The organism is Brevundimonas sp. AVps23W, assembly GCF_058681395.1.
In genome coordinates this window covers 290,197-316,096 of record NZ_CM178738.1, presented here as the reverse complement: position 1 = coordinate 316,096, position 25,900 = coordinate 290,197, and the positions used below count along the sequence as shown (strand labels likewise).

The following is a 25,900-nucleotide window of genomic DNA, read 5'->3' as shown; positions in this document are numbered from 1 at the left end:
TCGGAGCGGACGGAGATCAGAACTTGAAGATGGTCTCGAGCCGGACGCGCGGCTGGGTGCGGCCGGTCGTTTCGGGCGCGCGGGCTGGGTCGGCCTCGGGCGAGGCCACGGCGGCGGCGGCGCCGACGCGCAGGCGGTCGTTCAGGCGGTAATAGGCGCCCGCCTCGACGTCGCCCCAGTCGGTTTCACGGCCCACCGGCTGGTTCAGATTGAAGTCGAGGCCCCAGCGGCCGTTGTCGTTGAGGCGCAGGCCCCGGCGTTGCTGCGTGGGGGCGTTGCGCTGGGCCGCCTGAGCTTCAGCCAGGGAAACACTGGGGGCGCGAGACGATGATGCGGTCTGGGCAAGCGCAGGGGCGCCGACGGCGAACGCCATCGCTGCAACAACCACCACGGAAAATTCGCCGAGACGCATCTTGAACCCTTTAGACGCCGTCGATTGAAGACGTCTTAACCTTGAACCGACCGTGTATGGGGTCGGGAACGCTGCGATTAGACACCGGGGGTCCGCCCGGTCAACGCAACGTGGTCCAGATGGCCCAGTTCCCTGCATTGTTGCGCTGCGATGTGGCTCAAGCATCACGGGAATTGCCGAAAAACGGGCCTGGTTGTCAGCAGTCTGTCACAGAACGCGGAAAGCCGTATCGCCTTCGTCGGGCGCTTCGCCTTGTCATCGCCCCTTTTGCCCGTGTTATAGAGCCACGCAGCGTCGCCCCCCGAAGGCGAAATGTCGTTCGCGCGTGTGGGCGAGGGCCCTCACGTCCCTGAGTTTACGGAGACTTCCTTGATGAGCCTCAACAAGGCCCTGGTTCGCGGCGTCGCTGTCGCCCTGGTCTCAGGCGTGGCGCTGAGCGCCTGCTCGAGCATTCCCTTCGTCGGCGGCGACGACAAGAAGACGCCCAAGACGGACGTGCAGCAAGGCATCGGCGTCAATGGCTATCTGTGGCGCGCCTCGCTGGACACCCTCAGCTTCATGCCGCTGCTGACCGCCGATCCGTGGGGCGGGGTCATCAACTATGATTGGTACACCAATCCCCAGACGCCGAACGAGCGCTTCAAGGCGACCGTCTTCATCCTGGACACCCGTCTGCGCGCCGATGCGCTGAACGTCACGGTGACCAAGGAAGTGAAGGGCGCTGATGGTCAGTGGACCGCTGCCCCGGTCGCCGCCCAGACCGAGGCCGATCTGGAAAACGCCATCCTGACCAAGGCGCGCCAGCTGAACCTGTCTAATGCGGGCTAAAGCAGGCGAACGCCTGCTTTAGCTTTCCTTGTAGGTGCTACGGCCCTTCGGGGTTGCTTGAGCACCGTTTGGCTTAGACTCAGCCGCCGTTCTCGGACAGCCGAGACGCATTACTTCTTGGGCGCTGTCGTCCTTCGGGCTAGTGAGCCGGGAGGGCGGCAGCGCCCTTTTGACTTCAGGACGACCGTGGCCCGTTACGAACCCAAGACCGCCGAACCCCGCCAGCAGGCTCGCTGGGCGGACGCCTCCGCCTTCGTGACGAAGGACACCGGCAGGCCGAAATACTATGTACTTGAAATGTTTCCCTATCCGTCGGGGAACATCCACATGGGCCACGCCCGCAACTATGTGATGGGCGACGTGGTGGCGCGGTCCAAGCGCGCCCAGGGCTATGACGTCCTGCACCCGATGGGCTGGGACGCCTTCGGCATGCCGGCCGAGAACGCGGCCATGGAGCGCGGCATCCACCCCAAGGGCTGGACCTACGACAATATCGCCCAGATGCGGGACCAGCTGAAACTGCTGGGCCTGTCGCTGGACTGGTCGCGCGAGTTCGCGACCTGCGACCCGGAATATTACGGCAAGCAGCAGGGCTGGTTCCTGGAGCTGTATCGGCGCGGTCTGGTCTATCGCAAGGACGGGGTGGTCAACTGGGACCCGGTCGACAACACCGTCCTGGCCAATGAGCAGGTGATCGACGGGCGCGGCTGGCGCTCGGGCGCGGTGGTCGAGAAGCGCAAGCTGAACCAGTGGTTCCTGCGTATCACCGACTATGCCGACGACCTGATCGACGGTCTGAAGACCCTGGAGCGCTGGCCCGAGAAGGTCCGGCTGATGCAGGAGAACTGGATCGGCCGCTCCAAGGGTCTGCAGATGACCTGGCAGTTCGCAGGCGCGGCCCCAGAGGGGTACGAAGCCGGCGTCGAAATCTACACCACCCGGCCCGACACCCTGTTTGGGGCCAGCTTCCTGGGTCTGGCACCGGATCACCCGATCTCGAAACAGCTGGCCGAGGCTGATCCGGCGGTGGCGGACTTCGTCGCCAAATGCCGCGCGGGCGGCACGTCCCAGGCCGATATCGACCAGGCCGAGAAGATCGGCTGGGACACGGGCCTGAAGGTTCTCCACCCCTTCACCGGCGCCGAGGTACCGGTGTGGATCGCCAACTTCATCCTGTCGGAATACGGCACGGGCGCCATCTTCGCCTGTCCGGCCCATGATCAGCGCGACCTGGATTTCGCCCGCAAGTACGACCTGCCGGTGATCCCGGTGGTCCGCCCCGAAGGCGCGGGCGACGACTTCGCCGTGGGCGACGAGGCCTATACCGGCCCCGGCTCCATCTTCCATTCCGACTTCCTGGACGGTCTGGACATCGAGACGGCCAAGGCCGAGGCGGTTCGCCGCGTCGAGGCGGCCGGCACGGGCCAGGGCGCGACCATCTATCGCCTGCGCGACTGGGGCGTTTCGCGCCAGCGCTACTGGGGTTGCCCGATCCCGATCATCCACTGCCCGTCCTGCGGCCCGGTGGAGGTTCCCGCCGAACAGCTGCCGGTCGTCCTGCCTGACGATGTGACGTTCGACGTGCCCGGCAATCCGCTGGACCGTCACCCCAGCTGGAAACACGTCAAATGCCCGTCCTGCGGCCAGGACGCGACGCGCGAGACCGACACGCTCGACACCTTCGTCGACTCCAGCTGGTATTTCGCCCGTTTCACCGATCCGACCGCGGCCGCGCCGATCAATACCGAGGCGGCCAACCGCTGGCTGGCGGTGGATCAGTATATCGGCGGGGTCGAGCACGCGGTGCTGCACCTGCTGTACGCCCGCTTCATCACCCGCGCCCTGTCCGACGCCGGCATGTTGTCGGTGAAGGAGCCGTTCGCCGGCCTGTTCACCCAAGGGATGGTGGTCCACGAGACCTATCGCCGCCAGACCGGCCAGTGGGTTGAGCCCACAGATGTCGAGCTCAGCAATGACAACGGCGTCCGCTCCGCGCGCCAGCTGTCGACCGGCGAGACCCTGGTCATCGGCGACATCGAGAAGATGTCAAAGTCCAAGAAGAACGTCGTCGCGCCCCAGGAGATTCTGGAGAGCCACGGCGTGGACGCCGGCCGTCTGTTCGTCCTGTCCGACAGCCCGCCCGAACGGGACGTGCAGTGGACCCCCGGCGGGGTCGAGGGCGCCAGCCGGTTCGTGCAGCGGACCTGGACCCTGTTCGACGCCTATGACGCCGGCTTCGCGGGCGAGGACAAGGCCAACGCCGAACTGCTGCGCGAGACGCACAAGGCGATCAAGGCCGTGTCCGAAGGGGTCGAGGGCTTCCGCTTCAACTCGGCCATCGCCAAGCTGTACGCCTTCGTCGCCACCGTCCGCGACAGCGCCCAGGCCGGCGGCGACGCCAAGCGTCAGGCCCTGTCGGCCCTGGCGCGCCTGATCGCCCCCTTCACCCCGCACCTGGCCGAGGAATGCTGGACCCAGCTGGGCGAAGACGGGATGGTTCTGGACGCGCCGTGGCCCGTGTGGGACGCTGCGCTGGCGGCCGACGACGAGGTGGTCCTGCCCATCCAGATCAACGGCAAGCGTCGCGCGGAAATCCGCGTGCCGCGTGGCATGGAGCCCGCCGAGGTCGAGGCCCTGGTTCTGGCCGACGAGACCGTGCAGGCGCGTCTGGAGGGTCTGAGCGTGAAGAAGATCGTCGTGGTCAAGGACCGGATCGTCAATCTGGTGGCCGGCTGATGCGCGGTGCAGCGGTTCTGGCGGTCCTGGGCGCGCTGGCGGTTTCCGCCTGCGGCTTCACCCCCATGTACGCCGAGCCGGCCGTGGGCTCGCCCCTGCGCCGGATCGCCGTCTCGGTGCAGGACGACCGGCTGGGCTATCGGTTGCGCGAGCAACTGGAGGACGCCCTGGGCTGGGATCGTTCCGCTGCGCCCCTGTATCGCCTGACGACGCAGGTCGAGCAGGAGCGGCGCTCGCTGGGCCGCCGGATCGACGACACCGCCACCCGTTATGAGCTGACGGTCAAGGCGACCTGGACCCTGACCCCCGTGGCCGGCGGCGCGCCCGTCTCGGGCGTGGAGACCGTGACCACCACCTACGCCTCGGCCGACCAGCCCTATGCCGCCATCTCGGCCCAGCAGGACGGCGAGGAGCGCGCCGCCTCCGAGTTGGCCCGGCGAATCCGTCTGGCCCTGATGCAGGCGCTGTCGAACCGGTGATCCTCGCCAAACGCCCAGAGATCGATCGCTTTTTGAAGGCGCCCGATCCGGCCATCCGGGCGGCGGTGATCCACGGCAAGGACCGGTCGGGCGTCGCCGAACGGGCCGAGATCCTGTGCCGGGCCATCACTCCGGACCTGAACGACCCGTTCAACGTCACCGTCCTGACCGACAGCGACATCGACAGCGACGAAAGCAAGCTGGAAGAGGCCCTGACGGCCATGTCCCTGATGGGCGGGCGTCGTCTGGTGCGGATTCGTCTTTCGACGCTGAAGCCCGGCGTGGACAAGGCGGTGGCCGCCGCCGTGAAGATCCATGCCGAGGGCGGCTATAATCCCGACGCCATGCTGGTGGTCGAGGCCGACCAGCTGGGCCGTGAATCCGCGCTGCGCAAGACGGCGGAGAAGGAGAACGGGGCCGTCGGCATCGTCTGCTATGAAGACGAGACCGGCGATGTCGCGCGCATGACCCGCGAGGCCCTGGCCGTCGACAAGGTGGGCCTGACCGCTGACGCTTTGGACCGGTTCGTCGGCCGTTTGCCGCGCGAGCGGGGCCTGATGCGCCAGGAGATCGAGCGCCTGGCCCTGTTCATCGGTCCCGGCTCGGGCCGGACCATCGATGTTGAAGAGCTGGAACAGCATCTGGGCGTCGAACCGGACGCCTCATTGTCTGACGCGGCGCTTCAGGCCTTCGGCGCCCGACCCGGTCCCGCCCAGTCAGGCTTGAGGCGAGCCTTCGCCGAGGGCGAATCCTCGGTCCTGGCCGTGCGGTCCGCCGCCTTGCATTTGGGACGGCTGCGGCGGATCAATATTCTGCAAGCCAATGGCGCGGGGGCCAAGGAGGCGGCCAAGGCGGCCGGCGTCTTCTGGAAACAGGAGGCGGAAATGCTGCGTCAGGCCCGCGCCTGGCGGCTGGAGGCGCTGGACGAGGTTCTGGACAGCATCAACACCGCCGATGTCGCCACCAAGACGACAGGAATGCCCGATCAGCTGATCGCCGAACGCCTGCTGCTGGAGATCGCCGGGCGGGCCAGACGATTGGGGCTCTGACGGCCTGAGGACGCGCCTCAGACCATCGGCGGGGGGCCGGCCAGGACGTCGCGCTTGCCGGCGTGGTTGGCGGGGCTGACCACGCCTTCCTGCTCCATCCGTTCGATCAGCGAGGCGGCGCGGTTGTAGCCGATCTGTAGCCGGCGCTGGACGTAACTGGTCGAGGCCTTGCGGTCGCGGGTGACCACGGCCACCGCGCGATCATAGAGATCGTCACCCGAACCGCCGCCGCCCTCGTCGAAGCTGTTGTCGCCGTCGCCGTCCGGTTCGTCGGTGATCAGGTCCAGATAGTCGGGCTCGGCCTGGGCCTTCAGGTGTTTGCAGACGTCCTCGACTTCCTTGTCGTCGACGAAGGGGCCGTGCAGGCGGGTGATGCGACCGCCGCCGGCCATATAAAGCATGTCGCCCTGGCCCAGCAGCTGTTCGCCGCCCTGTTCGCCCAGGATGGTGCGGCTGTCGATCTTGGACGTGACCTGGAAGCTGATCCGGGTCGGGAAGTTGGCCTTGATGGTGCCGGTGATGACGTCCACCGACGGGCGTTGGGTCGCCATGATCAGGTGTATGCCGGCGGCGCGGGCCATCTGGGCCAGGCGCTGGACGGCGCCTTCCACGTCCTTGCCGGCGACCAGCATCAGGTCGGCCATCTCGTCCATGACCACGACCAGGAAGGGCAGGGGCTCGGGCCGGATCTTCTCGGACTCATAGACCGGACGGCCCTGGTCGTCGAAGCCGGTCTGGACCGTACGTTCGAAATGCTCGCCCTTGGCCTGGGCCTCGCGGGCGCGCTCGTTGTAGGAGGCGATGTTGCGCACGCCCAGTTTGGACATGCGGCGATAGCGATCCTCCATCTCGCGCACCGTCCATTTCAGGGCCACGACGGCCTTCTTCGGATCGGTGACGACCGGCGCCAGCAGGTGCGGGATGCCGTCATAGACCGACAGCTCCAGCATCTTGGGGTCGATCATGATGAAGCGGCATTCGGCCGGGCTGTGGCGATACAGGATCGACAGGATCATGGCGTTGACCCCGACCGACTTGCCCGAGCCGGTGGTGCCCGCGATCAGCAGGTGGGGCATCCGCGCCAGGTCGGCGACATAGGGTTCGCCGCCGATGGTCTCGCCCAGGGCCAGGGGCAGCAGGTGACCCTTCTTGTCGTATTCGGCGCTGGACAGCAGGTCGCGCAGATAGACGGTCTCGCGCTTGGCGTTGGGCAGTTCGATGCCGATGGCGTTTCGCCCCTGGACCACTGAGATGCGGCAGGCGCGGGCGGACATGGACCGGGCGATGTCGTCGGCCAGGGCGACGACGCGGCCGTGTTTCACGCCGGGGGCCGGCACCAGTTCGTACAGGGTGACGACCGGGCCGGGGCGGATCTGATCGATCACGCCGCGCACGCCGAACTCTTGCAGCACGCCTTCCAGCATCTTGGCGTTCTGTTTCAGCGAATCCTCGTCCACCGAACCGACGCGCTGGGCCGGCTTGGTCAGTATGCCGAGCGGCGGCAGGTCGAAGGCGCCTTCGGGACGGTCGAAGACGAAGGCCTGTTGGTCGGCGTCTTCCTTGCGCGGCTTGGGCGCCTTGACCGCAGCGACGCGGGGTTCGACCGAGCGGGGCGCGGCGCGGGCGGCGGGAGCGGGTTCGTCCTCCCACGGCGGCAGGTCGTCATAGGCCGTCTGGGGACCGTCGGGGTCCTGATCCGGCGCGAAGGCGGCGTCCATGACAGGCGCAGGCGCGCGAACCTCGGGCTTAGGCTTCGGCGCCGCCTTGGCGCGCGGTTTGCGGGCAGCCGGCGGGGGCGGCGCGGCGGGGGCGCGCAAGGACCTGCTCCAGTGGAGCGTATCGACGAAGTCCATGGCGCGCAGGCCGATGGCGAAACCGGTCAGCCACAGGCCGCCGCCCAGGAAGACCAGGCCCGCGATGATCCGTCCGCCGGGGATGCGTAGCGCGGCCAGGCCCTGGGCGGTCAGACCGGTGAAGGCGTCGCCCCACAGGCCGCCCAGACCGGCGGCCAGGGGCCAGGCGGCGGGCGCGGCCAGGGCGGCGAGGGCGCCGGACAGCAACAGGGTTCCGGCCGTGGCCGCCAGGGCCTTGATCGGGCTGGGCTTCAATCTCTGCTGTATGGCGTCGCCGACCGCGCGGGCCAGGCCGAAGGCGACCAGCAACAGGGCGGCGGGCCAGGCGGCGAGGCCTAGCGACTGCATGAACAGGTCTGCGAACAGGGCCCCGTTCGCGCCCAGCCAGTTGGTGGTCGGCAGGCTGGACGCGGCGTTCAGACTGGCGTCCGCCGGATTCCACGAGACCAGGGCGACCAGCAGCAGGGTCGCCAACAGGGCCTGAAGCACCCCCCTGAACCGCACGACAAAGGGCGCCTCCCACAGGATGCGGGCGCTGATCCAGGCCTGACGGCCGACGGCGAGGGCGGTGGACATGAAAGGCGTGACCTTCCGGGCGGGTGACGTTCGACCGTCCTTTTCGCACCCTCAGGGTTAAGGGGTTGTTTACCAGCGGCCGAGAGAGACAAACCGCCTACTGGACGTTTGCAGCCGTCGGGGCGACAAGCGTCCCATGGCAGACACCGAACCCTACGACATCGTCATCGCCGGCGCGGGCCTGGCCGGGGCGGCTTTCGCCCTGGCGGCGACGCAGGGCGGGCTGAAGGTGGTGCTGGTCGATCCGCAGCCGTTCAGCGCCCAGCTGGCGCCGACCTTCGACGGGCGTTCGACCGCCATCGCCTTTTCCACCTTCCGTATGTTGGACGCCCTGGGGCTGGGCCAGACGCTGCGGCCGCACGCCTGCCGGATGGATCATATTCTCGTCACGGACGGCCGTCGGCCGGGCGCGGCCAGCCGGGCGGCGTCGCCGGCCTTCCTGCGGTTCGACGCCGAGGAGATCGGCGGGCGCACCGGCGGCGAGCCGCTGGGCTATATGGTCGAGAACCGGCGGATCCGCGCGGCTCTGGCCGAGGCGGTGACGGCGGCGGGGATCGAGGTGCGGGCCCCGGCCTCGGTCGCTTCGGTGGAGACCGACACGGGCAGGGCGACCGTGACCCTGGCCGACGGCTCGGTCCTGACCGCCGCCCTGGTGGTGGGGGCGGAAGGGCGCGGCTCGACCGTGCGCCGCGCCGCCGGGATCGAGACCGTCGGCTGGGGCTATGGCCAGAGCGGGGTGGTGGCCACGGTTCGGCTGGGTCGCGACCACGGCAATGTCGCCCACGAATATTTCCTGCCCAGCGGCCCCTTCGCCATCCTGCCCTTGACGGATCAGCGCGCCAGCCTGGTATGGACCGAGACGACACGTCGGGCCGAGGCGTTGCGCGACGCCTCGGACGCGGCCTTCCAGTCGCATCTGATGCGGCGGTTCGGGGAGTTTCTGGAGGGGGTCTCCGTCGAGGGACCGCGCTTCGTCTATCCGTTGTCGCTCAGCCTGGCCGAAAGTCTGGTCGCGCCGCGCATCGCCCTGATCGGCGACGCCGCCCACGGGGTGCATCCGGTCGCGGGCCAGGGCCTGAACATGGGGCTGAAGGACGCCGCCGCCCTGGCCGAGGTGCTGGCCGAGGCTGCGCGGCTGGGCGAGGATCTGGGCGCCGAGACCGTGCTGGAACGCTACGCCCGCTGGCGCCGGTTCGACAATGCGGCCCTGGCGGCGGGTTTCGACGCCTTCGTGCGGCTGTTCTCCAATGACATCGCCCCGGTGCGGATCGCCCGCGACCTGGGCATGGCGGCGGTGAACCGGATTGGGCCGCTGCGCCGGGCCTTCATGCAGGAGGCCGGTGGGGCGACAGGGGATCTGCCGCGGCTGCTGCGCGGCGAGGCGGTCTAGTTCAGCCGCATCCGTACGCGTTCGAAGGTCGTTGAACGTCGGGCCTCTTCGACGCCGTCCAGGCCATGGGCGCGGGCCAGGGCTTCCAGAGAGCCGGCTAAAGCCCCCTGTTTCTCGCGCGCGGCGGCGACGTCCAGCCAGGGGCGGTGGTCGTCCGGGTCCAGCAGGGCGCGGCGAAGGGCGGAGCGTTCGGCGGCGTCGTAGTCCCGACTTCGGATGGCGCGGCTGAAGAGGAGATTCTGTAGCCGGATCAGCGACTGGCGGTCCGTCACCGGGGCCATCAGCAGGTCTAGCCGGTCCGCGACGTGCGGCGTCAGGCCGGCCCGCAGGGCGCGTCGGGTCAGTTCGCTGGGCAGGACCAGCCGCCCCTGACTGAAGGGATCCAGGGCCACCGGCCCCTCGGCCGTTTCGACCCGAACCAGGAAATGGCCCGGAAAATCGACGCCTGCGGCCTTGAGCCCGGCTGCTCTGGCCGCATGGAGATAGAAGACCGCCAGGGCCGCCGACAGGCCGCGCCGACGCTGGGCCACGTCGATGATGTCGGTATTGGCGGGATGGTCCGCGTGTATCAGGTCGCCGTTCAGCTGAAGATCGGCGGACAGGGTCTCGGACAGGGCCTCGTCGGGGCCTTCTCCGCCGATCCGCTCCTTCAGCCTTTCACAGGCGCTGCGGGCCAGGGTGCGGACCGGCTCGGGGTCACGGAAGGGATAGTCGTGGATGGCGCAGGCGATCGCCGCCTCCAGCAGGGGGAAGCTTTCGTCGCCGCCCTCTCCGGCCGACGTCAGGATGGCCTCGGCCTCTTCCCGCGTCATGCGATCCCTTCAGCGCCCTGTTTCTGAACGCCCCGAAGATGACGCGGAAACCGACCGGGAGCCAGCGCCACCATATCAATTCTCAATTCAAGCGGTTGCAGGGCCGGGCGATTGCGCCGGACGGCCTCGCCCGCCGCGACCAGCCGGTCATGCTGGGCGGGCTTTAGCGCCAGGACGGCGAGGTCGAGCCGGGTGCGGCGCTTGACCTCGACCACGGCCAGGACGGGGCCGCGCCGGGCCAGGAGATCGATCTCGCCCGAGCGGGTCTTCAGCCGGAACCCCAGGATTTGATAGCCCTTGAGCATCAGCCATAGGGCGGCGATCCACTCCGCCGCATGGCCGGCCTTGAAGGCGGCGACGCCCTTGGCCTGACGCCACGCCGCCTTGGGGCGTCGGTTCGGCGCCGGGCGGGGCAGGCGGGGGTTCACTTGCCCTGAAGCTCCAGGGCGCGGCGGTAGAGGGTCTTGCGGTTCAGCCCCAGGGCGCGGGCCACTTCCGAGGCGGCCTCTCCGGTCGAAAGCCGCGTCAGAGCGTCGGTCAGGGCCGCATCGGCGTCGGCCTGGGTCGCTTCTTCCGCTTCGCCGGGGCCGATGACCACGACGATCTCGCCCTTGGGGGCGTCGAGGCGGGGATCGACCGCCAGTTCGTCCAGAGACCCTCGGACGCACTCCTCATAGAGTTTGGTCAGTTCGCGGGCTACGGCGGCCGGACGGGGACCGAGGACAGCGGCCATGTCGGTCAGGCTGTCGCGCAGGCGCGGGCCGCTTTCGAAGAAGACCAGGGTCTGGCGCTGGCCTTTCAGCCCTTCCAGGGCGGCGGTCCTGCCTGCGGTCTTGGGCGGCAGGAAGCCGGCGAACAGGACGCGGTCGGCGGGCAGGCCGGCGATGCAGAGGGCGGCCAACAGGCTGGACGGGCCGGGGATCGGGTGGACCGGCAGGCCCTCGGCGATCACCGCGCGCGCGACGACGAAGCCGGGATCGGAGACCAGGGGCGTGCCGGCGTCGGAGACCAGGGCCACCACCTCGCCGGCCCGAAGGCGCTCGATCGCCTGTTCGGCGGCGCGGCTGGAGGCGTGGTCGTCGCAGCGTTCCAGCTTCCCCTTCAGCCCATAGGCCGTCAGGAGCTTGGCGGTGACGCGGGTGTCCTCGGCCAGGACCAGGTCGGCGGCCGCCAGGACGTCCAGGGCCCTGAGCGTCATGTCGCGCAGGTTCCCGATCGGCGTCGCCACCAGATAGAGACCCGGCTCCACCCGCCGGGGCGGGGGGGCGGTCGGCGGGAAGGGGCCGGGTTCGCTCATGATCAGACGGTGGGCGGCACCGCAGTGCTCGGCTTTTCGACCACGGCGGCCGGCGGACGCGGGGCCGAGGTCAGGCCCGAACCCTGGAAGGCGGGGCCGGCGTCATAGGCGGCGAAGGTGGCGGCCGTGATGATCTCGCTGACCGAGGCGCCCAGGGAGACGATCTGAACCGGCTTCTCCAGCCCGACCAGCAGGGGGCCGATCACGGTGGCGCCGCCCAGGGCCTGGACCAGCTTGGTCGAGATGGCGGCCGAATGGATGGCGGGCATGACCAGGACGTTGGCCGGCTTGGTCAGGCGGTTGAAGGCGTAGGCGGAGTGGCCCTTGGGATCCAGGGCGACCTCGGGCGGCATTTCGCCCTCGTATTCGAAATCGACGCCCTTCTTGTCCAGGATGCGGATGGCCTCGCGCACCTTTTCGGCGCGGTCGCCGGGCGGATTGCCGAAGGTCGAATAGCTGAGGAAGGCCACGCGCGGATTGCGGCCCAGCCTGCGCACGGTCTCGGCGGCCTTGATGGCGATGTCGGCCAGTTCAGCCGCGTCCGGCAGTTCGTGGATGGTGGTGTCGGCGACGAACAGGGTGCGGCCCTTGGCCAGCAGGATCGACAGGCCGATCAGGGTGTCCTCGACGTCCAGCACGCGCTGGACCTCTTTCAGGGCCATGTTGAAGTTGCGGGTCACGCCCGCGACCATGGCGTCGGCCCGGCCCTTGGCGACCAGGGTGGCGGCGAAATAGTTGCGGTCCTGATTGATCATCCGCGCCACGTCGCGGCGCAGATAGCCCCGGCGTTGCAGCTTCTCGTACAGCCAGTCGGTGTCCTCGACATTGTGGCCCGAGACGCGGGCGTTGGTGATCTCGATGCCCAGATCGTCGAAGTTCAGCCCGGCCTCGGCGGCGTTCTGACGGATCAAATCCTCGCGGCCGACCAGGATGGGCGTGCCCAGATCGGCCTGTTTGAAGCCCCAGGCGGCGCGAATGACGGCCAGTTCCTCGCCCTCGGCGAAGACGACGCGCTTGTTCGGTCCGCCCCGCACCGCCGAGTTGATCTTCTGCATCAGGGCGGCGGACGGATCGACGCGCGAACGCAGGGCGTTGCGATAGACGTCCATGTCCTCGATCTGGACGCGGGCCACGCCGGTATCCATCGCCGCCTGGGCGACGAAGGGCGGAATGTACCAGATCAGGCGCGGGTCGAACGGGGTCGGGATGATGTAGTCGGGGCCGAACTTCAGCTTGCGGCCGCGATAGGCGGCGGCGACCTCGTCCGGCACGTCCTCGCGGGCGAGTGCGGCCAGGGCCTGGGCGCAGGCGACCTTCATCTCGTGGTTCACGCGCCGTGCGCGCACGTCCAGGGCGCCCCGGAACAGATAGGGGAAGGCCAGGACGTTGTTGACCTGGTTCACATAGTCCGAGCGGCCGGTGGCGATGATGGCGTCGGACCGGACCGACTTGACGTCTTCCGGCGTGATTTCGGGATCGGGGTTGGCCATGGCGAAGATGATCGGATTGGGCGCCATCGAGGCGACCATCTCCTTGGTGATCGCGCCCTTGGCTGACAGGCCCAGCACCACGTCGGCGCCGACCATGGCCTCGGCCAGGGTGCGCAGCGAGGTGTCGGTCGCGTGGGCGGCCTTCCACTGGTCCATGCCGTGTTCGCGGCCCTGGTAAACGACGCCGTCCTTGTCGCAGATGACGGTGTTCTCAGCCTTGACGCCGGCGGCCTTCATCAGGGCAATGGAGGACAGGCCCGCCGCCCCGGCGCCGGCCAGCACCACCTTGACCTCGTCCAGCCGTTTGCCGGCGACATGGCAGGCGTTGATCAGGCCGGCGGTCGAGATGATAGCGGTGCCGTGCTGGTCGTCATGAAAGACGGGGATGTCCAGCAGGTCCTGAAGCTCGCTCTCGATGACGAAACATTCGGGGGACTTGATGTCCTCCAGATTGATCCCGCCCCAGGTGTCGCCGATGTTCTTGACGACGGTGATGAACTCGTCCGGATCGGTGGTCTTCACCTCGACGTCGAAGCTGTCGACGTCGGCGAAGCGTTTGAACAGGACCGACTTGCCCTCCATCACCGGCTTGGAGGCCATGTGGCCCAGGTTGCCCAGGCCCAGGATGGCGGTGCCGTTCGAGATGACGGCGACCAGATTGCCCTTGGAGGTGTATTCGTAGGCCTTGTCCGCATCGGCGGCGATGGCCAGGACCGGCACGGCCACGCCCGGCGAATAGGCCAGCGACAGGTCGCGCTGGGTCGCCATCGGCTTGGTCGGGGCCATGGAGATCTTGCCCGGGGTGGGGATGCGGTGGAAGTCCAGCGCTTCCTGGTCGGAGAAGGTCTGTTTTTCGGTTTGATCGGGCATGGGGCGTCCAGGGCGTCGGCGGGGCTGTAACCGTTCGTGTCCTAGAGTGTGGGAAGGGCCGCGCCAAGCCTTGACGCCCCGGAAGGTTCACAGACTAGGGCGCAAGTTTCCGTTCGCGTCAGCGTCAACCCTTGCCGAGCGTCAAAAGGCGAGGACGCCGGTGCGCTCGACTTCGACCGGGCCGGTCATCAGCACATGGTCCGTCGCCGAGTCCCATTCGATGGTCAATTCGCCGCCATCGACCACGACCGTGGCCTTGCGCTCGGTCAGGCCGCGCCGGACCGCCGCCACCTGTGCCGCGCAGGCGCCGGTGCCGCAGGCCTTGGTCAGGCCGGCGCCGCGTTCCCAGACGCGCAGACGGATATGGTCGCGGTTAAGCACATGGGCGAAGCCGACATTGACCCCCTGGGGAAACAGCGGGTGATGTTCGACCAGGGAGCCGGAGCCGGTGACGAAGCCGTCGTCCTGGCGATCGGTGAAGAAGACGACGTGCGGATTGCCCATGGAGACGGCGCCGGGCGTGTGCAGCAGGGGGGCGTCGATGGGGCCGACCTGAAGCTCGATCCCACGGGTGTCCATCTCCTCGGCCAGAGGCACCTGGGTCCAGTCGAGCCGGGGCTGGCCCATATCAACCGTCACCTGGCGGTCGCCGGCGCGAGCGGCGGTGGTGGGGCCGGCGGCGGTGTCGATGACGACCCGGTCCGAGCCCTTGGCCTCCATCAGCAGCCAGCCGACGCAGCGCAGGGCGTTGCCGCAGGTCTCGACCATCGAGCCGTCGGCGTTCCACACCCGCATGAAGGCGTCGGCGGTGTCGGACGGCTCCATGGCGATCAGCTGATCGAATCCCTCGCCCGAGGCGCGGTCAGCCAGGGCGCGGATCTGATCCTCGGTCGGACGAAACGGCGTTTCCAGCGCGTCGATGACGATGAAGTCATTGCCGGCGCCGTTCATCTTGATGAAAGGACGGGTCATGCAGGCCATATAGGCCTATCCCTGTCGTCCGGAAACCACTGTGTCCCAGAGCGAAACCGACCCCAAGGACGGCCTGAGGCTGCGCGCGCGGCTGCGATACCTGTATCATGGCGGACAGCCGGCGGCGGTTAAGTTTCGGCTGACGGTCATCGTCATCGACTTCGCCATCATCGCCTTCTTCCTGGCGGCGCCGATCCTGAAGAACATGGGCTGGGCCTTCTATGTGCTCGACTATCTGATCGCCGCCCTGCTGGCGGTCGATCTGGCGGCGCGGGCCTATGCCTATTCCGACGTTCGAGACTGGCTGAAGAAGCCGATCGTCTGGCTGGACCTGTTCATCCTGGCGACCCTGCTGTTCCCGGCCTGGCTGTTCAATCTCGGCTTCCTGCGGATGCTGCGGTTGTGGACCCTGCTGAACTCCGACTTCTTCTGGCGCACCGTCGGCGCCCGGTTCGACGACACGCGGGTCGAGGGGATCGTGCGCGCGCTTTCGGGTCTGGTCACCTTCGTCTTCGTGGTGACCGGTTTCGTCTATGCGACCTTCCGGGGGCATGACGGGATCAGCGGCTATATCGACGCCCTCTATTTCACCGTGGCGACCCTGACGACGACCGGGTTCGGCGACGTCACCCTGCCGGGGGTGCTGGGCAAGCTGTTGTCCATCGCCATCATGCTGGTCGGGATCACCCTGTTCCTGCGTCTGGCCCAGGCTCTGATCAAGCCGCACAAGGTTCGTTTCCCTTGCGACCGCTGCGGCCTTCAGACTCATGACCCGGACGCGGTCCACTGCAAGGCCTGTGGGAACCTGATCTGCATCCCCGACGAGGGCTGAGACAAAGATGACAAAACCGTAAGGGCGGATTCGTCGCCTTGCCGCAGGGCGGGTCGCCGTTAAGGTGCCCGTCTTCAATTCCGGGGACTGTCCATGATCCGCTCATCCGCCGCCGTGCTCGCGGCTCTTCTCGCCTCCACCAGCCTGACGTCGGTATCCATGGCCCAAACCGCCCCCTCCGCCCCCGCCTTCGCGACCAGCGAGGCGAGCGACCCCTATGTCTGGCTGGAAGACGTCGAAGGCGAGCGGGCCATGGCGTGGGTTAAAGAACACAACGCCCATTCGCTGGGTGTGCTGCAGGGCGACCCCCGCTATGAGCCCCTGCACCAGCAGGCGCTCGCCATCGTTCAGGCGCGCGACCGGATCCCGTCGCCCGGCTTCACCCATGATGGCCATATCGACAACTTCTGGCAGGACGCCCAGCATGTGCGCGGCGTCTGGCGGCGCACGACGCTGGACTCCTACAAGACCGCCGAACCCCAGTGGGAGACGGTGCTGGACATCGACGCCCTGGCCGAGGCCGAGAGCGCAAACTGGGTCTACAAGGGTTCGACCTGCCTGGCCCCCGAAGAACGCTACTGCCTGATCAGCCTGTCGAACGGCGGCAAGGACGCCGTGACCCTGCGCGAGTTCGACAGCGTGACCCGCAGCTTCGTCGAGGGCGGCTTCTTCCTGCCGGAGTCCAAGGGCGGCGCGACCTGGCTGAACAAGGACACCCTGCTGATCTCGCGCGATTTCGGCGTCGGCACCCTGACCAACTCCGGCTATCCGATGATAGTGAAGCGGATGATGCGCGGTCAGTCGCTGGATCAGGCCGATGTCCTGTTCATGGGCGAATCGACCGACGTCTCGGTGTCCGGCTATACGCTGCGCGACGCCGACGGGGTGCTGAAGGCGACCCTGATCAACCGGTCGATCGACTTCTATTCGTCCGAGACCTATCGCGTGAGCGACGACGGGGCGGTGGTGAAACTGGCCCTGCCGGCCAAGTCGGACATTACCGGACTGGTCGCCGGCAAGCTGGTGGTGGCGCTGAAGCAGGACTGGACCGCGCCGTCGGGCCAGGACTTCAAGAGCGGCGACCTGATCGCCTGGCCGCTGGACGCCTGGCTGGAAGACCAGGCCACGCCCGCCGTGCTGGTGCTGCGTCCGACCGAGCGTCAGGCCGTCGAGGGGGTCAGCGCGACCCGCAATACCCTGGTCGTGGCGTTGTACGACAATGTGCGCGGCTCGGTGCGGGTCTATACGCCCGGCGAAACGGAATGGACCCACACGACCCTGGATCTGCCGCAGAACGTCTCGGTGGGCGTGGGTTCGGCCTCCGAGACCGACGACAAGATCTTCGTCAGCGTCACCGGCTATCTGAACCCGTCCAGCCTGTGGCTGGCCGATGCGGCGACCGGGGCGGTGGATCAGGTCAAGTCGATGCCGGCCAAGTTCGACGCCGCCGGCATGACGGTGGACCAGCACGAGGCCCGCTCGGCCGACGGGACGATGATCCCCTATTTCGTGGTCCACAAGGCGGACATGCCGCTGGATGGGACGAACCCGACGCTGCTGTACGGCTATGGCGGGTTCGAAAACTCGCTGCTGCCCGGCTATTCGGCCACGGTCGGCAAGCTGTGGCTGGAGCGGGGCGGGGTCTATGTCATCGCCAATACGCGCGGCGGCGGCGAGTTCGGCCCGCGCTGGCACGAGGCGGCCCTGCAACAGAACCGCCAGCGCGCGCACGAGGACTTCCAGGCCGTGGCCCTGGACCTGATCGCGCGCGATATCACCAGCCAGCCGAAGCTGGGGATCATGGGCGGGTCGCAGGGCGGCCTGTTCATGGGGGCGATGCTGACCCAGCGGCCCGATCTGATCAACGCGGCCGTCATCCAGGTGCCCCTGTTCGACATGCTGCGCTTCCACAAGCTGCTGGCCGGCGCCTCGTGGATCGGGGAATACGGCAATCCGGACGTTCCGGAGGAGCGCGCCTGGATTCAGGCCTATTCGCCCTATCAGAACCTGCGGGCGGGCCAGCCCTATCCGGAGGTCTTCATCCACACCTCGACCAAGGACGACCGGGTCCATCCGGGCCACGCCCGCAAGGCGGCGGCGCGTCTGGAAGAGCTAGGCTATCCGGTGCTGTTCTATGAGAACACCGACGGCGGCCATGCGGCAGGGGCGAACCTGCAAGAGACGGCGCGTCGGTTGGCGCTGGAATACACCTATCTGTCGCGCCGGCTGATGGATTCCCCGGCGCAGGAATAGGTCTCTATCCGCTCATCCCGGCGAAAGCCGGGACCCAGTGCTTTCGCGAGGTTCGGCGGCTGGGATCGAGTTCAGTACACATGGGCGGCGCCGAACGCCCAAAGGTCTGGGTCCCGGCTTTCGCCGGGATGAGCGGAGAGTTTAAGCCATGCGTCATCTGATCCTGTCTGCCGCCATTCCGGCCCTTCTGCTCGGAGCCTGCGCCGGAGCCGCCACACCGGGCGGCGTCGACGAAATCGTCGTCTCGACGAACGACAGCCGCCCGCCCCACTTCCCCCGCGACCTGACCCCCGCGGGCGTCGCGGCGGCGGATGATCATCTGGCGCTGGAGCAGGTGGACGGGGCCGAGGCCATGGCCTTCGTCGCCGAAGAGAACCGGAAGTCCCTGGCCGTCCTGACCGGCGATCCTCGCTACGAAACCTTCCGCGCCGAGGCCCAGGCCATCCTGACCGCCACCGACCGGATCCCCGGCCCGTCCTTCCTCGGCGAGGGGATCGGCAATTTCTGGCAGGACGCGACCAATCCCAAGGGCGTCTGGCGCCGCACGACGTTGGACAGCTACCGCACCGCGACGCCGCAGTGGGAGACCCTGCTGGACATCGACGCCCTGTCCAAGGCCGAGGGCAAGGACTGGGTGTTCAAGGGCGCCGACTGCCTGGCGCCCGACGAGACCCGCTGCCTGATCAATCTGTCGGACGGCGGCAAGGATGCGGTGGTCGTGCGCGAGTTCGACCTGACGACCAAACGCTTTGTGGACGGCGGCTTCAGCCTGCCCGAGGGCAAGCACCGCATCGAATGGCTGGACCGCGACACGCTTCTGGTCGCCACCGATTTCGGCGCCGGGACCATGACCGAGTCCGGCTATCCCTTCATCGTCAAGACGCTGAAGCGCGGCCAGACCCTGGCTCAGGCGGTCGAGGTCTATCGCGGCGAACAGGGCGACGGCGGCTATGGCGTCAGCCCCGCCGTCTATCGCGACAAGGACGGCAAGGTGACGGCGGTGATCATCACCCGCCCGCTGGACACCTTCCGGTCGGAGACCTGGGCCATGGCCCACGACGGATCGACGGTGAAACTGGCCCTGCCGGACCGGGTCAGCGTCTTCGGCGCCCAGGGCGACCTGCTGATCGTCTCGAACGACGAGGCTTGGACCTTCACTGGCGCCACCTACAAGGCCGGTTCGTTGCTTTCGATGCCGCTTAACCATTTGCGGACCGACCGCAACGATCTGGGCATCAGCAATCAGGCCTACCTGATCTATCAGCCCGCAGAGCGTCAATCGTTGGGCGACGTTCGCGTTCTGGATCGCCAGGTCGTCGCCTCCCTGTCCGACAATGTCGCGGGGCGGCTGGCGATCTTCGAGAACCGGGGCGAGTTCGGCTGGCGACGTCAGGACGTGGCGACGCCCGAGAATGTCGCCGTCGGCCTAGGCGACTCGTCCAAGTCGAAGGGGCAGGTCTTCGTCTCGACCCAGGGCTTCCTGACCCCGCCGACGCTGAGCCTCGCTTCGGTCGCATCGACCGCTCTGACAGAGCTGAAATCCGCCCCGGCCAAGTTCGACGCCTCGACCCATGTGGTGGAGCAGTATGAGGCCACCTCGACCGACGGGACCAAGATCCCCTATTTCATCACCCGCCCGCGCGACATGAAGCTGGACGGGTCGAACCCGACCATCATGCTGGGCTATGGCGGGTTCCAGGTCAGTCTGAATCCGGCCTACAAGCCCGAGATGGGCAAGCTGTGGCTGGAGCGGGGCGGGGTCTTCGTTCAGGCCAATATCCGCGGCGGCGGCGAGTTCGGGCCCGATTGGCACCAGGCGGCGCTGGACGGAAACCGCCAGCGCGCCTTCGACGACTTCGCCGCCGTGGCGCGCGATCTGGAACAGCGCGGCGTCACCAGCCCGCGCCGTCTGGGCATCTATGGCCGGTCGAACGGCGGGGTCCTGACCAGCGTGTCGATCACCCAGCACCCGGAACTGTTCAATGCGGCGGTGATCGAGAGCCCGCTGGTGGACATGCTGCGCTATCACGAGCTGCCGGCCGGCGCCTCGTGGATCGGCGAATACGGCGACCCGCGCATCCCCGAAGAAGCCGAGTGGATCGCTCGATATTCGGCCTATCAGCAACTGCGGCCCGACGTGACCTATCCGCGCGTCTATCTGACCACCAACACGCGCGACGACCGCGTCCATCCGGGCCATGCGCGCAAGTTCGCCGCCCGTTTGGGCGATCAGGGCCACGATCATCTCTATTATGAGGACACGGCCGGCGGTCACTCCAACGACGCAGACCCGGTGGCCAACGCGCGGCGCTGGGCCCGCCACTATGTCTATCTGTCGCAACAGCTGATGGACTGAGGGCGGCTCACGCACTTATGACCCCCGGCGGCGTCCACGAGGGTTAAGAACGTCGGCATGAGAAACAGGATCTGGGTCATCGCGGCGACGGTCATGGCGGGCGCCGTCCTGTCCGTGGGCTCGGTCGCCCAGCCTGCGGGGCCGCGCGCCAAGCCCGTTCGCCATGCGGTGAACGCCGGTCCGCCGGTCGTGGTCGAACTGTTCACCGCCCAGGGCTGCGGCGGCTGTGTCGAGGCCAATGCGGTGGTCGAGCGGGCGGCGGCCGAGCCCGGCGTGATCGCCCTGACCTATGGGGTCGACTACTGGGACTATCTGGGCTGGACCGACACCTTCGCCCGGCCCGAGTTTTCCCAGCGCCAGCGCGCTTACCGTGTCGCCCTGCGCCAGCGCGGGGTCTCGACGCCCCAGGTGGTGATCGACGGTCGGCGTCAGGTGTCCGGCGCGCGGGGCCAGGAACTGGAGACCGCCATCGTCGAGGAGGCGGGTCGTCAGGTCTGGCCGCCCGAGATCGAGTTCCGCGAGACCGGCGACCGCGTCGGCGTCGGATCAGGCCGTCCGCCGGTCGGGGGCGCCGAGGTGCTGGCCGTCACCTACACGCCCGGCTCGCAAGTGGTCGAGGTCAGTCGTGGCGAGAACCGGGGCAAGACGGTCCGTCACGTCAATGTGGTGCGCGACATCGTCCCTCTGGGCGACTGGCAAGGCCGTCCCGCCCTGTTCGACCTGCCGCAGACGCAGGGCGACGAGGCCGTGGTCGTCATGATCCAGGCCAAGGCTGATCGCCGGATCATCGGCGCCGCAATCCGGAAGTAGGCCGTCGATCCGGTCCAAAGGGTCACGCCAGAAAAAAGGCCCCGGCGTTCGCGCCGGGGCCTTTCCTGTTTCGTCTTAAGCCCTGGATCAGGCTTCGTCGCCCTTGTCGGCGGCGCCCGTCTCGGGGGCCACGACGCCCTTGGCAGGGCGAACGGTCTGGCGTTCGGCGATCCGGGCCGACTTGCCGCGACGATCACGCAGATAATAGAGCTTGGCGCGACGCACGACGCCGCGGCGCTTCACTTCGATCGACTCGATGTTCGGCGACAGAATGGGGAATTTGCGTTCGACGCCTTCGCCGAACGAGATCTTGCGGACGGTGAAGGTTTCGCTGATGCCGCCGCCGTCACGGGCGATGCAGACGCCTTCGAAGGCCTGGACGCGCTCGCGCTCGCCTTCCTTGATCTTCACATTGACGCGCAGGGTGTCGCCGGGCTGGAAGTCCGGGATCTTGCGGTCGCCCAGGACGCGGGCTTTTTCTTCGGCGTTCAACTGCTGAACGATGTTCATGTCATTTCTCCTCGAGCTTTGCGCTCTTTGCCTGTGAGTTGGCGAGATGCGCCTGCCAGAGGTCCGGCCGCCGCTCCCGCGTGGTCTTCTCCCGCTGCGCCTCGCGCCATTGTGCGACCTTCTTGTGGTCGCCCGACAGCAGCACCTCGGGAATCTCAAGCCCCTCGAACGTCCGCGGTCGCGTGTACTGCGGGTGTTCCAGAAGCCCATCCTCGAAACTTTCGGACGACAGGCTGTCTGCCGCGCCGAGCACTCCGGGGATCAGTCTTACGCACGCCTCGATCACGACCATGGCCGCCGCCTCGCCGCCGGCGAGCACCGCGTCTCCGACCGAGACCTCCTCGAACCCGCGTGCGTCGAGCACCCGCTGGTCCACCCCCTCGAAACGGCCGCACAGCACGACGATTCCGTCTGCTTTCGCCCATTCCTTGACGCGCGCCTGGGTCAGGGGCCGACCCCGGGCGCTCATGTACAAAAGCGGGCGCCCCCTAGAAGGGTTGGTCGGCCCCGGCAGGCTATCCACCGCCCGAGCCACCACGTCCGCCTTAAGCACGGCTCCCGGGCCGCCACCCGCAGGGGTGTCGTCCAGGAAGCCGCGCGTATCTGTGGAAAAGCCGCGAATGTCAACCGTATCCAGGCTCCACAAGCCTTTCTCGCGCCAGGCCGTGCCGATCAGCGACACGCCGAGCGGGCCGGGAAAGGCCTCGGGGAACATGGTCAGGACGGTGGCGGTGAAGGGCATGGGCGCCCTTTAGCCCCGAACGGAGGAAAAAATCCATCGGATGCTGTGCGCTCGTGCAACCAAGGCTAAGCTTGAGCGTTGCTGCCAAGCTTGACCATAATTGAGGTTCGCCATGCGCAAGATCATCACCCTGTCCCTCGTCGCCGCCGCCCTGGCCGTCTCGGCCTGCAACACCATCGCCGGCGTAGGCCGCGACGTCTCGGCCGCCGGTTCGGCGGTCAGCTCGGGCGCGGAACGCGCGAAACACTGAGGATCAGATGATCTGGAAGGCCCGCCGCTCAGGCGGGCCTTCGTGTTTCAGGACGGTTGGCCTTCGGTCGCTGCGACGGCGGGATCAGTCGCCGTCTCGCGGTTCTGGCGTTCCTGCAAGGCGGTCTGTTTTCCCGCTACGACGAAGGCCAGGACAATGCCGAACACGCCGATGATCGCCGAATAGAGGAAGAAGGCGACATAGCCGGCGCCCAGGGCGGCGGGGGTGACGCCGCTGGACGCCGCGCCAGTGGTCAGCACCCCCTCCTGGATATTGGCGAACAGGCCGCGCAAACCGGCGAACGGCCCATTCCCTTCCGCCGCCCGTGCCGAAGCCTCGACGATCCGGCCCGATTGCGAGGCGATCAGCTTGCCGGGCAGGGCGTAAAGCGAGGTGAACAGGGCGTATTGGGTCGCGGTGAAGCCGATCGAGGTCAGGCTGGACATATAGGCGATCAAGGCCGTCCCGGCGTAGCCGCCGGAGATGTTGTCGACGCCGATCGCCACAGTCAGGGCCGACAAACTGTGGCCCTGGGTCGCCAGCCAGGCGAAGATCAGGTTGGAGACCGGGCTCATGAAGGCGCCGATGACCATGGTGCGGATCAGGCCCAGCCTGGCCACCGACCAGCCGCTGATCAAGACGCCGAGCGTCGTCATGATCACCCCGAACACCTTGCGCACCTCGGCCAGCTCGGTCTTGGAGAAGCCCAGATCGATATAGAAGGGCGGCATGATGTTCAGCACGAAGTCAGCCAGCCGATAGACGCAGATCAGGGCCAGGATCAGGGTCGCGACGCCCGAGAAGCGCCGGTAGAAATCAGCCAGCGGTTGGCCGAACGAGCCCGCCAGATAGGCGCCAGGGCGTGTCTTGAGGCCTGGCAGGGGCCAGCAGGCCAGCACCATCACCACCAGACCCAGGAAGACCGAGGCGAACTGCAGATAGACGCCCTCGGGCTTGGCCGACAGGGCCGCCGCCACCGCCGCCTTGCCGTCCGCGCCCAGGCCGAACAGGCCGAACAGGGTGTTCAGAGGCGCCGACTGGCCCGTCAGTCCCGAGCCAAGGAACATGGCGGCGACGCCGATCACCGCCAGACGGACGATCCATTCGACCACTTCCAGCTTCGGCCGCGACGGGACGTCGCCGACGGGGATGGGCCGGATTGTGTGAGCCTTCTCGCGCGGAGCGAACAGGACGCCGACGATGCCGAAGCCCATGAGGCACGCCATCACCGCATAGGAGAGGTTCCAGTTGTAGAGGTCGGCCAGGACCAGGGGCACGGCGCCGGCCACGATCATGGCGACGCGGTAACCCATCTGATAGGCGGCGGCCATGGCGCCGTGGCGGCTGTCGTCGGCCGCCTCGATGCGCCAGGCGTCGATGACGATGTCCTGGGTGGCGCCGAAGAAGCCGACCAGTGCGGCGAACCCGGCGACGGCGATCAGGGCGTTGGCCGGATTCAGCGTCGAGATCGACCACAGGCCGAAGACGATCACCGCCTGGGTCACCAACATCCAGGCTCGGCGGTGACCCAGCAGCGGCGTCAGCAACGGCACAGCGGTCCGGTCGATCAGGGGCGCCCAGACGAACTTCAGCGAATAGGACAGGGTGGCCAGGGCGAAGAAGCCGATCACCTCCAGCGTCAGGCCGCTCTCGCGCAACCAGGCGGTCAGGGTGTCGAAGATCAGCAGATTGGGCAGGCCCGCCGAAAAGCCCAGAAGCAGCATGATGAAGACGCGCCGCTCGCCATAGACGGCGAAGCCGCCGGCGGATTTCGCTTTTGCGGTCGAGGCTTGGTCGGTCATGCACGGCTCCGGCGGCGGCCGGAAACGCGGTCGCCTAAAGGGGGGCGACCTTGGCGCGGATGTCGCGCTTCGTCCAGCGGGTCAGAGCGGCGCGCAGGGCCTCGACGTCCAGCGGCTTGACCAGGTGATCGTCCATTCCGGCCTCCAGGCACAGGCGGCGGTCCTCGGCGAAGGCGTTGGCGGTCAGGGCCAGTATGGGGGTGGCGTCGCCCGTGGCGCGGATGGCGCGGGCGGCGGCGGGGCCGTCCATGCCGGGCATCCGCATGTCCATGAAGACCAGGTCGTAGCGGGCGCGGGCCAGGGCGGCGACGGCTTCGGCTCCGGTGGCGGCGGTCTCGACGGTGCAGCCCTCGCGGCGCAGCAGGGTGCGGGCCAGAAGCGCCCCGACCGGATTGTCCTCGGCCAGCAGGACGCGGACCCCGGCGAAACGGGCGGTTGCGACCCGGTCGTCCTCGGGCGGAAGGAGGTTCGACGTCGCAGCGGCGTCGCCGGCGCCGGTGGCCGCCAGCACCCGTTCGGCCAGGGAGGCCCGGCGCAGGGGCTTGATCAGATAGCCGTGGAAACCGGCGGTCCGGTAGCGAGGGATCAGTTCGCGTTCCGACGGCTTCAGCAGGACGACGCCGCGCCCCTTGTCCGGGGCGGCGACCAGGGCGTCGGGCGCCGCCTCGGCGTGGTCGATCAGCCAGACGGGGGCTGTGTCGGAGACTTTGCCGCCGGAGGTTTCGATCTGGGCGGCGGCGGCGGCGCGAACAAAGGGGTCGGGCGATCGGACGGCGACCTTGTGGCCTCGTAACGGCTTCTTTCGACGGGCCACGACAGGCTCGAAGCCGGCCTCGAAGCGGAAGCGGGCCCCCCCGCCAGGACGATCCTCGACGCCCACGGTTCCGCCCATGGCCAGGGCCAGTTTGCGCACGACCGCCAGGCCCAGGCCGGCGCCGTCGTGGCGCGCCGCGTCGGACGAATCGGCGTGACCGAATTCCTCGAAGATGCGGGACCGGGCCTCGAGGGGCACGCCGGGGCCAGTGTCGTCGATGATGAAGTCCAGGCGGACGCGCCCGTCCTTGGCGGCCGTCCCGTCGTCAGCCGCACGCTCGACCGACAGGCGGACGCCGCCGGTCTCGGTGAACTTGACCGCATTGCCGGCCAGGTTGAACAGCACCTGCCGCAACCGGCCCTCGTCGGCCAGGATGTTCGGCGCGTCGGCGGCGACCGACCAGACGATTTCCAGCCCCTTGTCGTGGGCGCGCGGGCTGAGCAGTTCGGCGACGCCGCGCGCCAGACCTTCCAGGTCGACCGGGGCCAGGTCGAACTCCAGCGATCCGGCTTCCAGCCGGGCATAGTCCAGCAGATCATTGACCAGGCCCAGCAGATGCTCGGCCGACTGGCGTGCGTTTTCGGCATAGGCGCGCTGGGCGCCGTCCAGTCGAGTGCGCTGCAACAGATTGATCATGCCCAGCACCCCGTTCAGGGGGGTGCGCATCTCGTGGCTCATCAGGCGCAGGAATTGCTGCGCCGCCTCGACGGCGGGGGCCGGCGGGGTCTCGATCTGCTTCGTCGCCGTCCGTCGCGCCATCAGGATCT

21 protein-coding genes are annotated in these 25,900 nt (G+C 68.0%); 10 read left to right on the top strand and 11 right to left on the bottom strand.

What is annotated here, in order from left to right; all coding sequences use genetic code 11:
* Positions 1 to 16: 16 nt before the first annotated feature.
* A complete protein-coding gene (locus tag ACW177_RS01480; RefSeq protein ID WP_492026900.1) occupies positions 17 to 412 on the bottom strand; it encodes an NtrZ family periplasmic regulatory protein in 396 nt (131 codons plus the stop codon).
* Between the two features lie 372 nt (positions 413 to 784).
* Between ACW177_RS01480 and ACW177_RS01475 the strand changes: the two genes are divergently transcribed.
* The 4 genes from ACW177_RS01475 (at position 785) to holA (ending at position 5,504) form a co-directional block, all read left to right on the top strand.
* On the top strand, positions 785 to 1,240 hold the full coding sequence (locus ACW177_RS01475) for a DUF3576 domain-containing protein (RefSeq protein WP_492026899.1): 456 nt from the start codon (positions 785 to 787) through the stop codon (positions 1,238 to 1,240).
* Between the two features lie 186 nt (positions 1,241 to 1,426).
* Positions 1,427 to 3,976 (top strand): leucine--tRNA ligase, encoded by a 2,550-nt coding sequence (gene leuS / locus ACW177_RS01470; protein ID WP_492026898.1) that lies wholly within the window; start codon positions 1,427 to 1,429, stop codon positions 3,974 to 3,976.
* Positions 3,976 to 4,455: an LPS assembly lipoprotein LptE gene (lptE, locus tag ACW177_RS01465; protein WP_492026897.1), complete on the top strand. Its 480-nt coding sequence runs from the start codon at positions 3,976 to 3,978 to the stop codon at positions 4,453 to 4,455. Before leuS ends, lptE begins: the two co-directional genes overlap by 1 nt.
* Positions 4,452 to 5,504 carry a DNA polymerase III subunit delta gene (holA, locus tag ACW177_RS01460; protein WP_492026896.1) on the top strand — a complete coding sequence of 351 codons (1,053 nt, stop codon included), beginning with the start codon at positions 4,452 to 4,454 and terminating at the stop codon, positions 5,502 to 5,504. The genes lptE and holA overlap by 4 nt, the downstream gene beginning before the upstream one ends.
* A 17-nt stretch (positions 5,505 to 5,521) precedes the next feature.
* On the opposite strand, the gene ACW177_RS01455 is transcribed toward holA, so the two are convergent.
* Complete coding sequence (locus ACW177_RS01455) at positions 5,522 to 7,933, bottom strand: DNA translocase FtsK (RefSeq protein ID WP_492026895.1); 2,412 nt, start codon at positions 7,931 to 7,933, stop codon at positions 5,522 to 5,524.
* 136 nt (positions 7,934 to 8,069) lie between these two features.
* Here ACW177_RS01455 and ACW177_RS01450 point away from each other — a divergent pair, with 136 nt between their 5' ends.
* Positions 8,070 to 9,323, top strand: a complete 1,254-nt coding sequence (locus tag ACW177_RS01450; protein WP_492026894.1) for a UbiH/UbiF/VisC/COQ6 family ubiquinone biosynthesis hydroxylase — start codon at positions 8,070 to 8,072, stop codon at positions 9,321 to 9,323.
* On the opposite strand, the gene ACW177_RS01445 is transcribed toward ACW177_RS01450, so the two are convergent.
* From ACW177_RS01445 to dapF, 5 genes are all read right to left on the bottom strand, one after another.
* Positions 9,320 to 10,135 carry a transglutaminase family protein gene (locus ACW177_RS01445; protein WP_492026893.1) on the bottom strand — a complete coding sequence of 272 codons (816 nt, stop codon included), beginning with the start codon at positions 10,133 to 10,135 and terminating at the stop codon, positions 9,320 to 9,322. The genes ACW177_RS01450 and ACW177_RS01445 overlap by 4 nt on opposite strands.
* Positions 10,132 to 10,563, bottom strand: coding sequence for a YraN family protein (locus ACW177_RS01440; protein ID WP_492026892.1), 432 nt, complete (start codon positions 10,561 to 10,563; stop codon positions 10,132 to 10,134). Before ACW177_RS01440 ends, ACW177_RS01445 begins: the two co-directional genes overlap by 4 nt.
* Positions 10,560 to 11,432 (bottom strand): 16S rRNA (cytidine(1402)-2'-O)-methyltransferase, encoded by an 873-nt coding sequence (gene rsmI / locus ACW177_RS01435; RefSeq protein ID WP_492026891.1) that lies wholly within the window; start codon positions 11,430 to 11,432, stop codon positions 10,560 to 10,562. The genes ACW177_RS01440 and rsmI overlap by 4 nt, the downstream gene beginning before the upstream one ends.
* 2 nt (positions 11,433 to 11,434) lie before the next feature.
* Positions 11,435 to 13,792 (bottom strand): NADP-dependent malic enzyme, encoded by a 2,358-nt coding sequence (locus tag ACW177_RS01430; protein WP_492026890.1) that lies wholly within the window; start codon positions 13,790 to 13,792, stop codon positions 11,435 to 11,437.
* A gap of 141 nt (positions 13,793 to 13,933) precedes the next feature.
* A complete protein-coding gene (dapF, locus tag ACW177_RS01425; protein ID WP_492026889.1) occupies positions 13,934 to 14,764 on the bottom strand; it encodes a diaminopimelate epimerase in 831 nt (276 codons plus the stop codon).
* 40 nt (positions 14,765 to 14,804) lie between these two features.
* Here dapF and ACW177_RS01420 point away from each other — a divergent pair, with 40 nt between their 5' ends.
* The 4 genes from ACW177_RS01420 (at position 14,805) to ACW177_RS01405 (ending at position 21,015) form a co-directional block, all read left to right on the top strand.
* Positions 14,805 to 15,596, top strand: a complete 792-nt coding sequence (locus tag ACW177_RS01420) for a potassium channel family protein (protein ID WP_492026888.1) — start codon at positions 14,805 to 14,807, stop codon at positions 15,594 to 15,596.
* Between the two features lie 93 nt (positions 15,597 to 15,689).
* Positions 15,690 to 17,849, top strand: a complete 2,160-nt coding sequence (locus ACW177_RS01415) for a prolyl oligopeptidase family serine peptidase (protein ID WP_492026887.1) — start codon at positions 15,690 to 15,692, stop codon at positions 17,847 to 17,849.
* A gap of 148 nt (positions 17,850 to 17,997) precedes the next feature.
* Positions 17,998 to 20,205: a prolyl oligopeptidase family serine peptidase gene (locus ACW177_RS01410; RefSeq protein WP_492026886.1), complete on the top strand. Its 2,208-nt coding sequence runs from the start codon at positions 17,998 to 18,000 to the stop codon at positions 20,203 to 20,205.
* Positions 20,206 to 20,262: 57 nt separating this feature from the next.
* Entirely contained in the window at positions 20,263 to 21,015 is a 753-nt protein-coding gene (locus ACW177_RS01405; RefSeq protein ID WP_492026885.1) for a DUF1223 domain-containing protein, read from the top strand.
* Between the two features lie 87 nt (positions 21,016 to 21,102).
* Here ACW177_RS01405 and rplS read toward each other — a convergent pair whose 3' ends face one another.
* Together rplS and trmD are read right to left on the bottom strand one after the other, a co-directional pair.
* Entirely contained in the window at positions 21,103 to 21,525 is a 423-nt protein-coding gene (gene rplS / locus ACW177_RS01400; RefSeq protein ID WP_492026884.1) for a 50S ribosomal protein L19, read from the bottom strand.
* Between the two features lies 1 nt (position 21,526).
* A complete protein-coding gene (gene trmD / locus ACW177_RS01395) occupies positions 21,527 to 22,267 on the bottom strand; it encodes a tRNA (guanosine(37)-N1)-methyltransferase TrmD (RefSeq protein WP_492026883.1) in 741 nt (246 codons plus the stop codon).
* 112 nt (positions 22,268 to 22,379) lie between these two features.
* Here trmD and ACW177_RS01390 point away from each other — a divergent pair, with 112 nt between their 5' ends.
* Positions 22,380 to 22,517 carry an entericidin A/B family lipoprotein gene (locus ACW177_RS01390; RefSeq protein ID WP_054764494.1) on the top strand — a complete coding sequence of 46 codons (138 nt, stop codon included), beginning with the start codon at positions 22,380 to 22,382 and terminating at the stop codon, positions 22,515 to 22,517.
* 47 nt (positions 22,518 to 22,564) lie between these two features.
* Here the strand turns inward: ACW177_RS01390 and ACW177_RS01385 are convergent, their stop codons facing one another.
* The gene (locus ACW177_RS01385) at positions 22,565 to 24,319 is read right to left on the bottom strand and encodes an AmpG family muropeptide MFS transporter (RefSeq protein WP_492026882.1); all 1,755 of its coding nucleotides are present in this window, start codon (positions 24,317 to 24,319) and stop codon (positions 22,565 to 22,567) included.
* Positions 24,320 to 24,353: 34 nt separating this feature from the next.
* Positions 24,354 to 25,892 (bottom strand): response regulator, encoded by a 1,539-nt coding sequence (locus ACW177_RS01380; RefSeq protein WP_492026881.1) that lies wholly within the window; start codon positions 25,890 to 25,892, stop codon positions 24,354 to 24,356.
* Between the last annotated feature and the right edge of the window lie 8 nt (positions 25,893 to 25,900).

Coding starts and splice junctions, on each gene's coding strand:
- ACW177_RS01480 (WP_492026900.1), bottom strand. CDS start 412: ATGCGTCTCGGCGAATTTTCCGTGGTGGTTGTTGCAGCGATGGCGTTC.
- ACW177_RS01475 (WP_492026899.1), top strand. CDS start 785: ATGAGCCTCAACAAGGCCCTGGTTCGCGGCGTCGCTGTCGCCCTGGTC.
- lptE (WP_492026897.1), top strand. CDS start 3,976: ATGCGCGGTGCAGCGGTTCTGGCGGTCCTGGGCGCGCTGGCGGTTTCC.
- ACW177_RS01455 (WP_492026895.1), bottom strand. CDS start 7,933: ATGTCCACCGCCCTCGCCGTCGGCCGTCAGGCCTGGATCAGCGCCCGC.
- ACW177_RS01450 (WP_492026894.1), top strand. CDS start 8,070: ATGGCAGACACCGAACCCTACGACATCGTCATCGCCGGCGCGGGCCTG.
- ACW177_RS01445 (WP_492026893.1), bottom strand. CDS start 10,135: ATGACGCGGGAAGAGGCCGAGGCCATCCTGACGTCGGCCGGAGAGGGC.
- rsmI (WP_492026891.1), bottom strand. CDS start 11,432: ATGAGCGAACCCGGCCCCTTCCCGCCGACCGCCCCCCCGCCCCGGCGG.
- ACW177_RS01430 (WP_492026890.1), bottom strand. CDS start 13,792: ATGCCCGATCAAACCGAAAAACAGACCTTCTCCGACCAGGAAGCGCTG.
- dapF (WP_492026889.1), bottom strand. CDS start 14,764: ATGACCCGTCCTTTCATCAAGATGAACGGCGCCGGCAATGACTTCATC.
- ACW177_RS01415 (WP_492026887.1), top strand. CDS start 15,690: ATGATCCGCTCATCCGCCGCCGTGCTCGCGGCTCTTCTCGCCTCCACC.
- ACW177_RS01410 (WP_492026886.1), top strand. CDS start 17,998: ATGCGTCATCTGATCCTGTCTGCCGCCATTCCGGCCCTTCTGCTCGGA.
- ACW177_RS01405 (WP_492026885.1), top strand. CDS start 20,263: ATGAGAAACAGGATCTGGGTCATCGCGGCGACGGTCATGGCGGGCGCC.
- rplS (WP_492026884.1), bottom strand. CDS start 21,525: ATGAACATCGTTCAGCAGTTGAACGCCGAAGAAAAAGCCCGCGTCCTG.
- trmD (WP_492026883.1), bottom strand. CDS start 22,267: ATGCCCTTCACCGCCACCGTCCTGACCATGTTCCCCGAGGCCTTTCCC.
- ACW177_RS01390 (WP_054764494.1), top strand. CDS start 22,380: ATGCGCAAGATCATCACCCTGTCCCTCGTCGCCGCCGCCCTGGCCGTC.
- ACW177_RS01385 (WP_492026882.1), bottom strand. CDS start 24,319: ATGACCGACCAAGCCTCGACCGCAAAAGCGAAATCCGCCGGCGGCTTC.
- ACW177_RS01380 (WP_492026881.1), bottom strand. CDS start 25,892: ATGGCGCGACGGACGGCGACGAAGCAGATCGAGACCCCGCCGGCCCCC.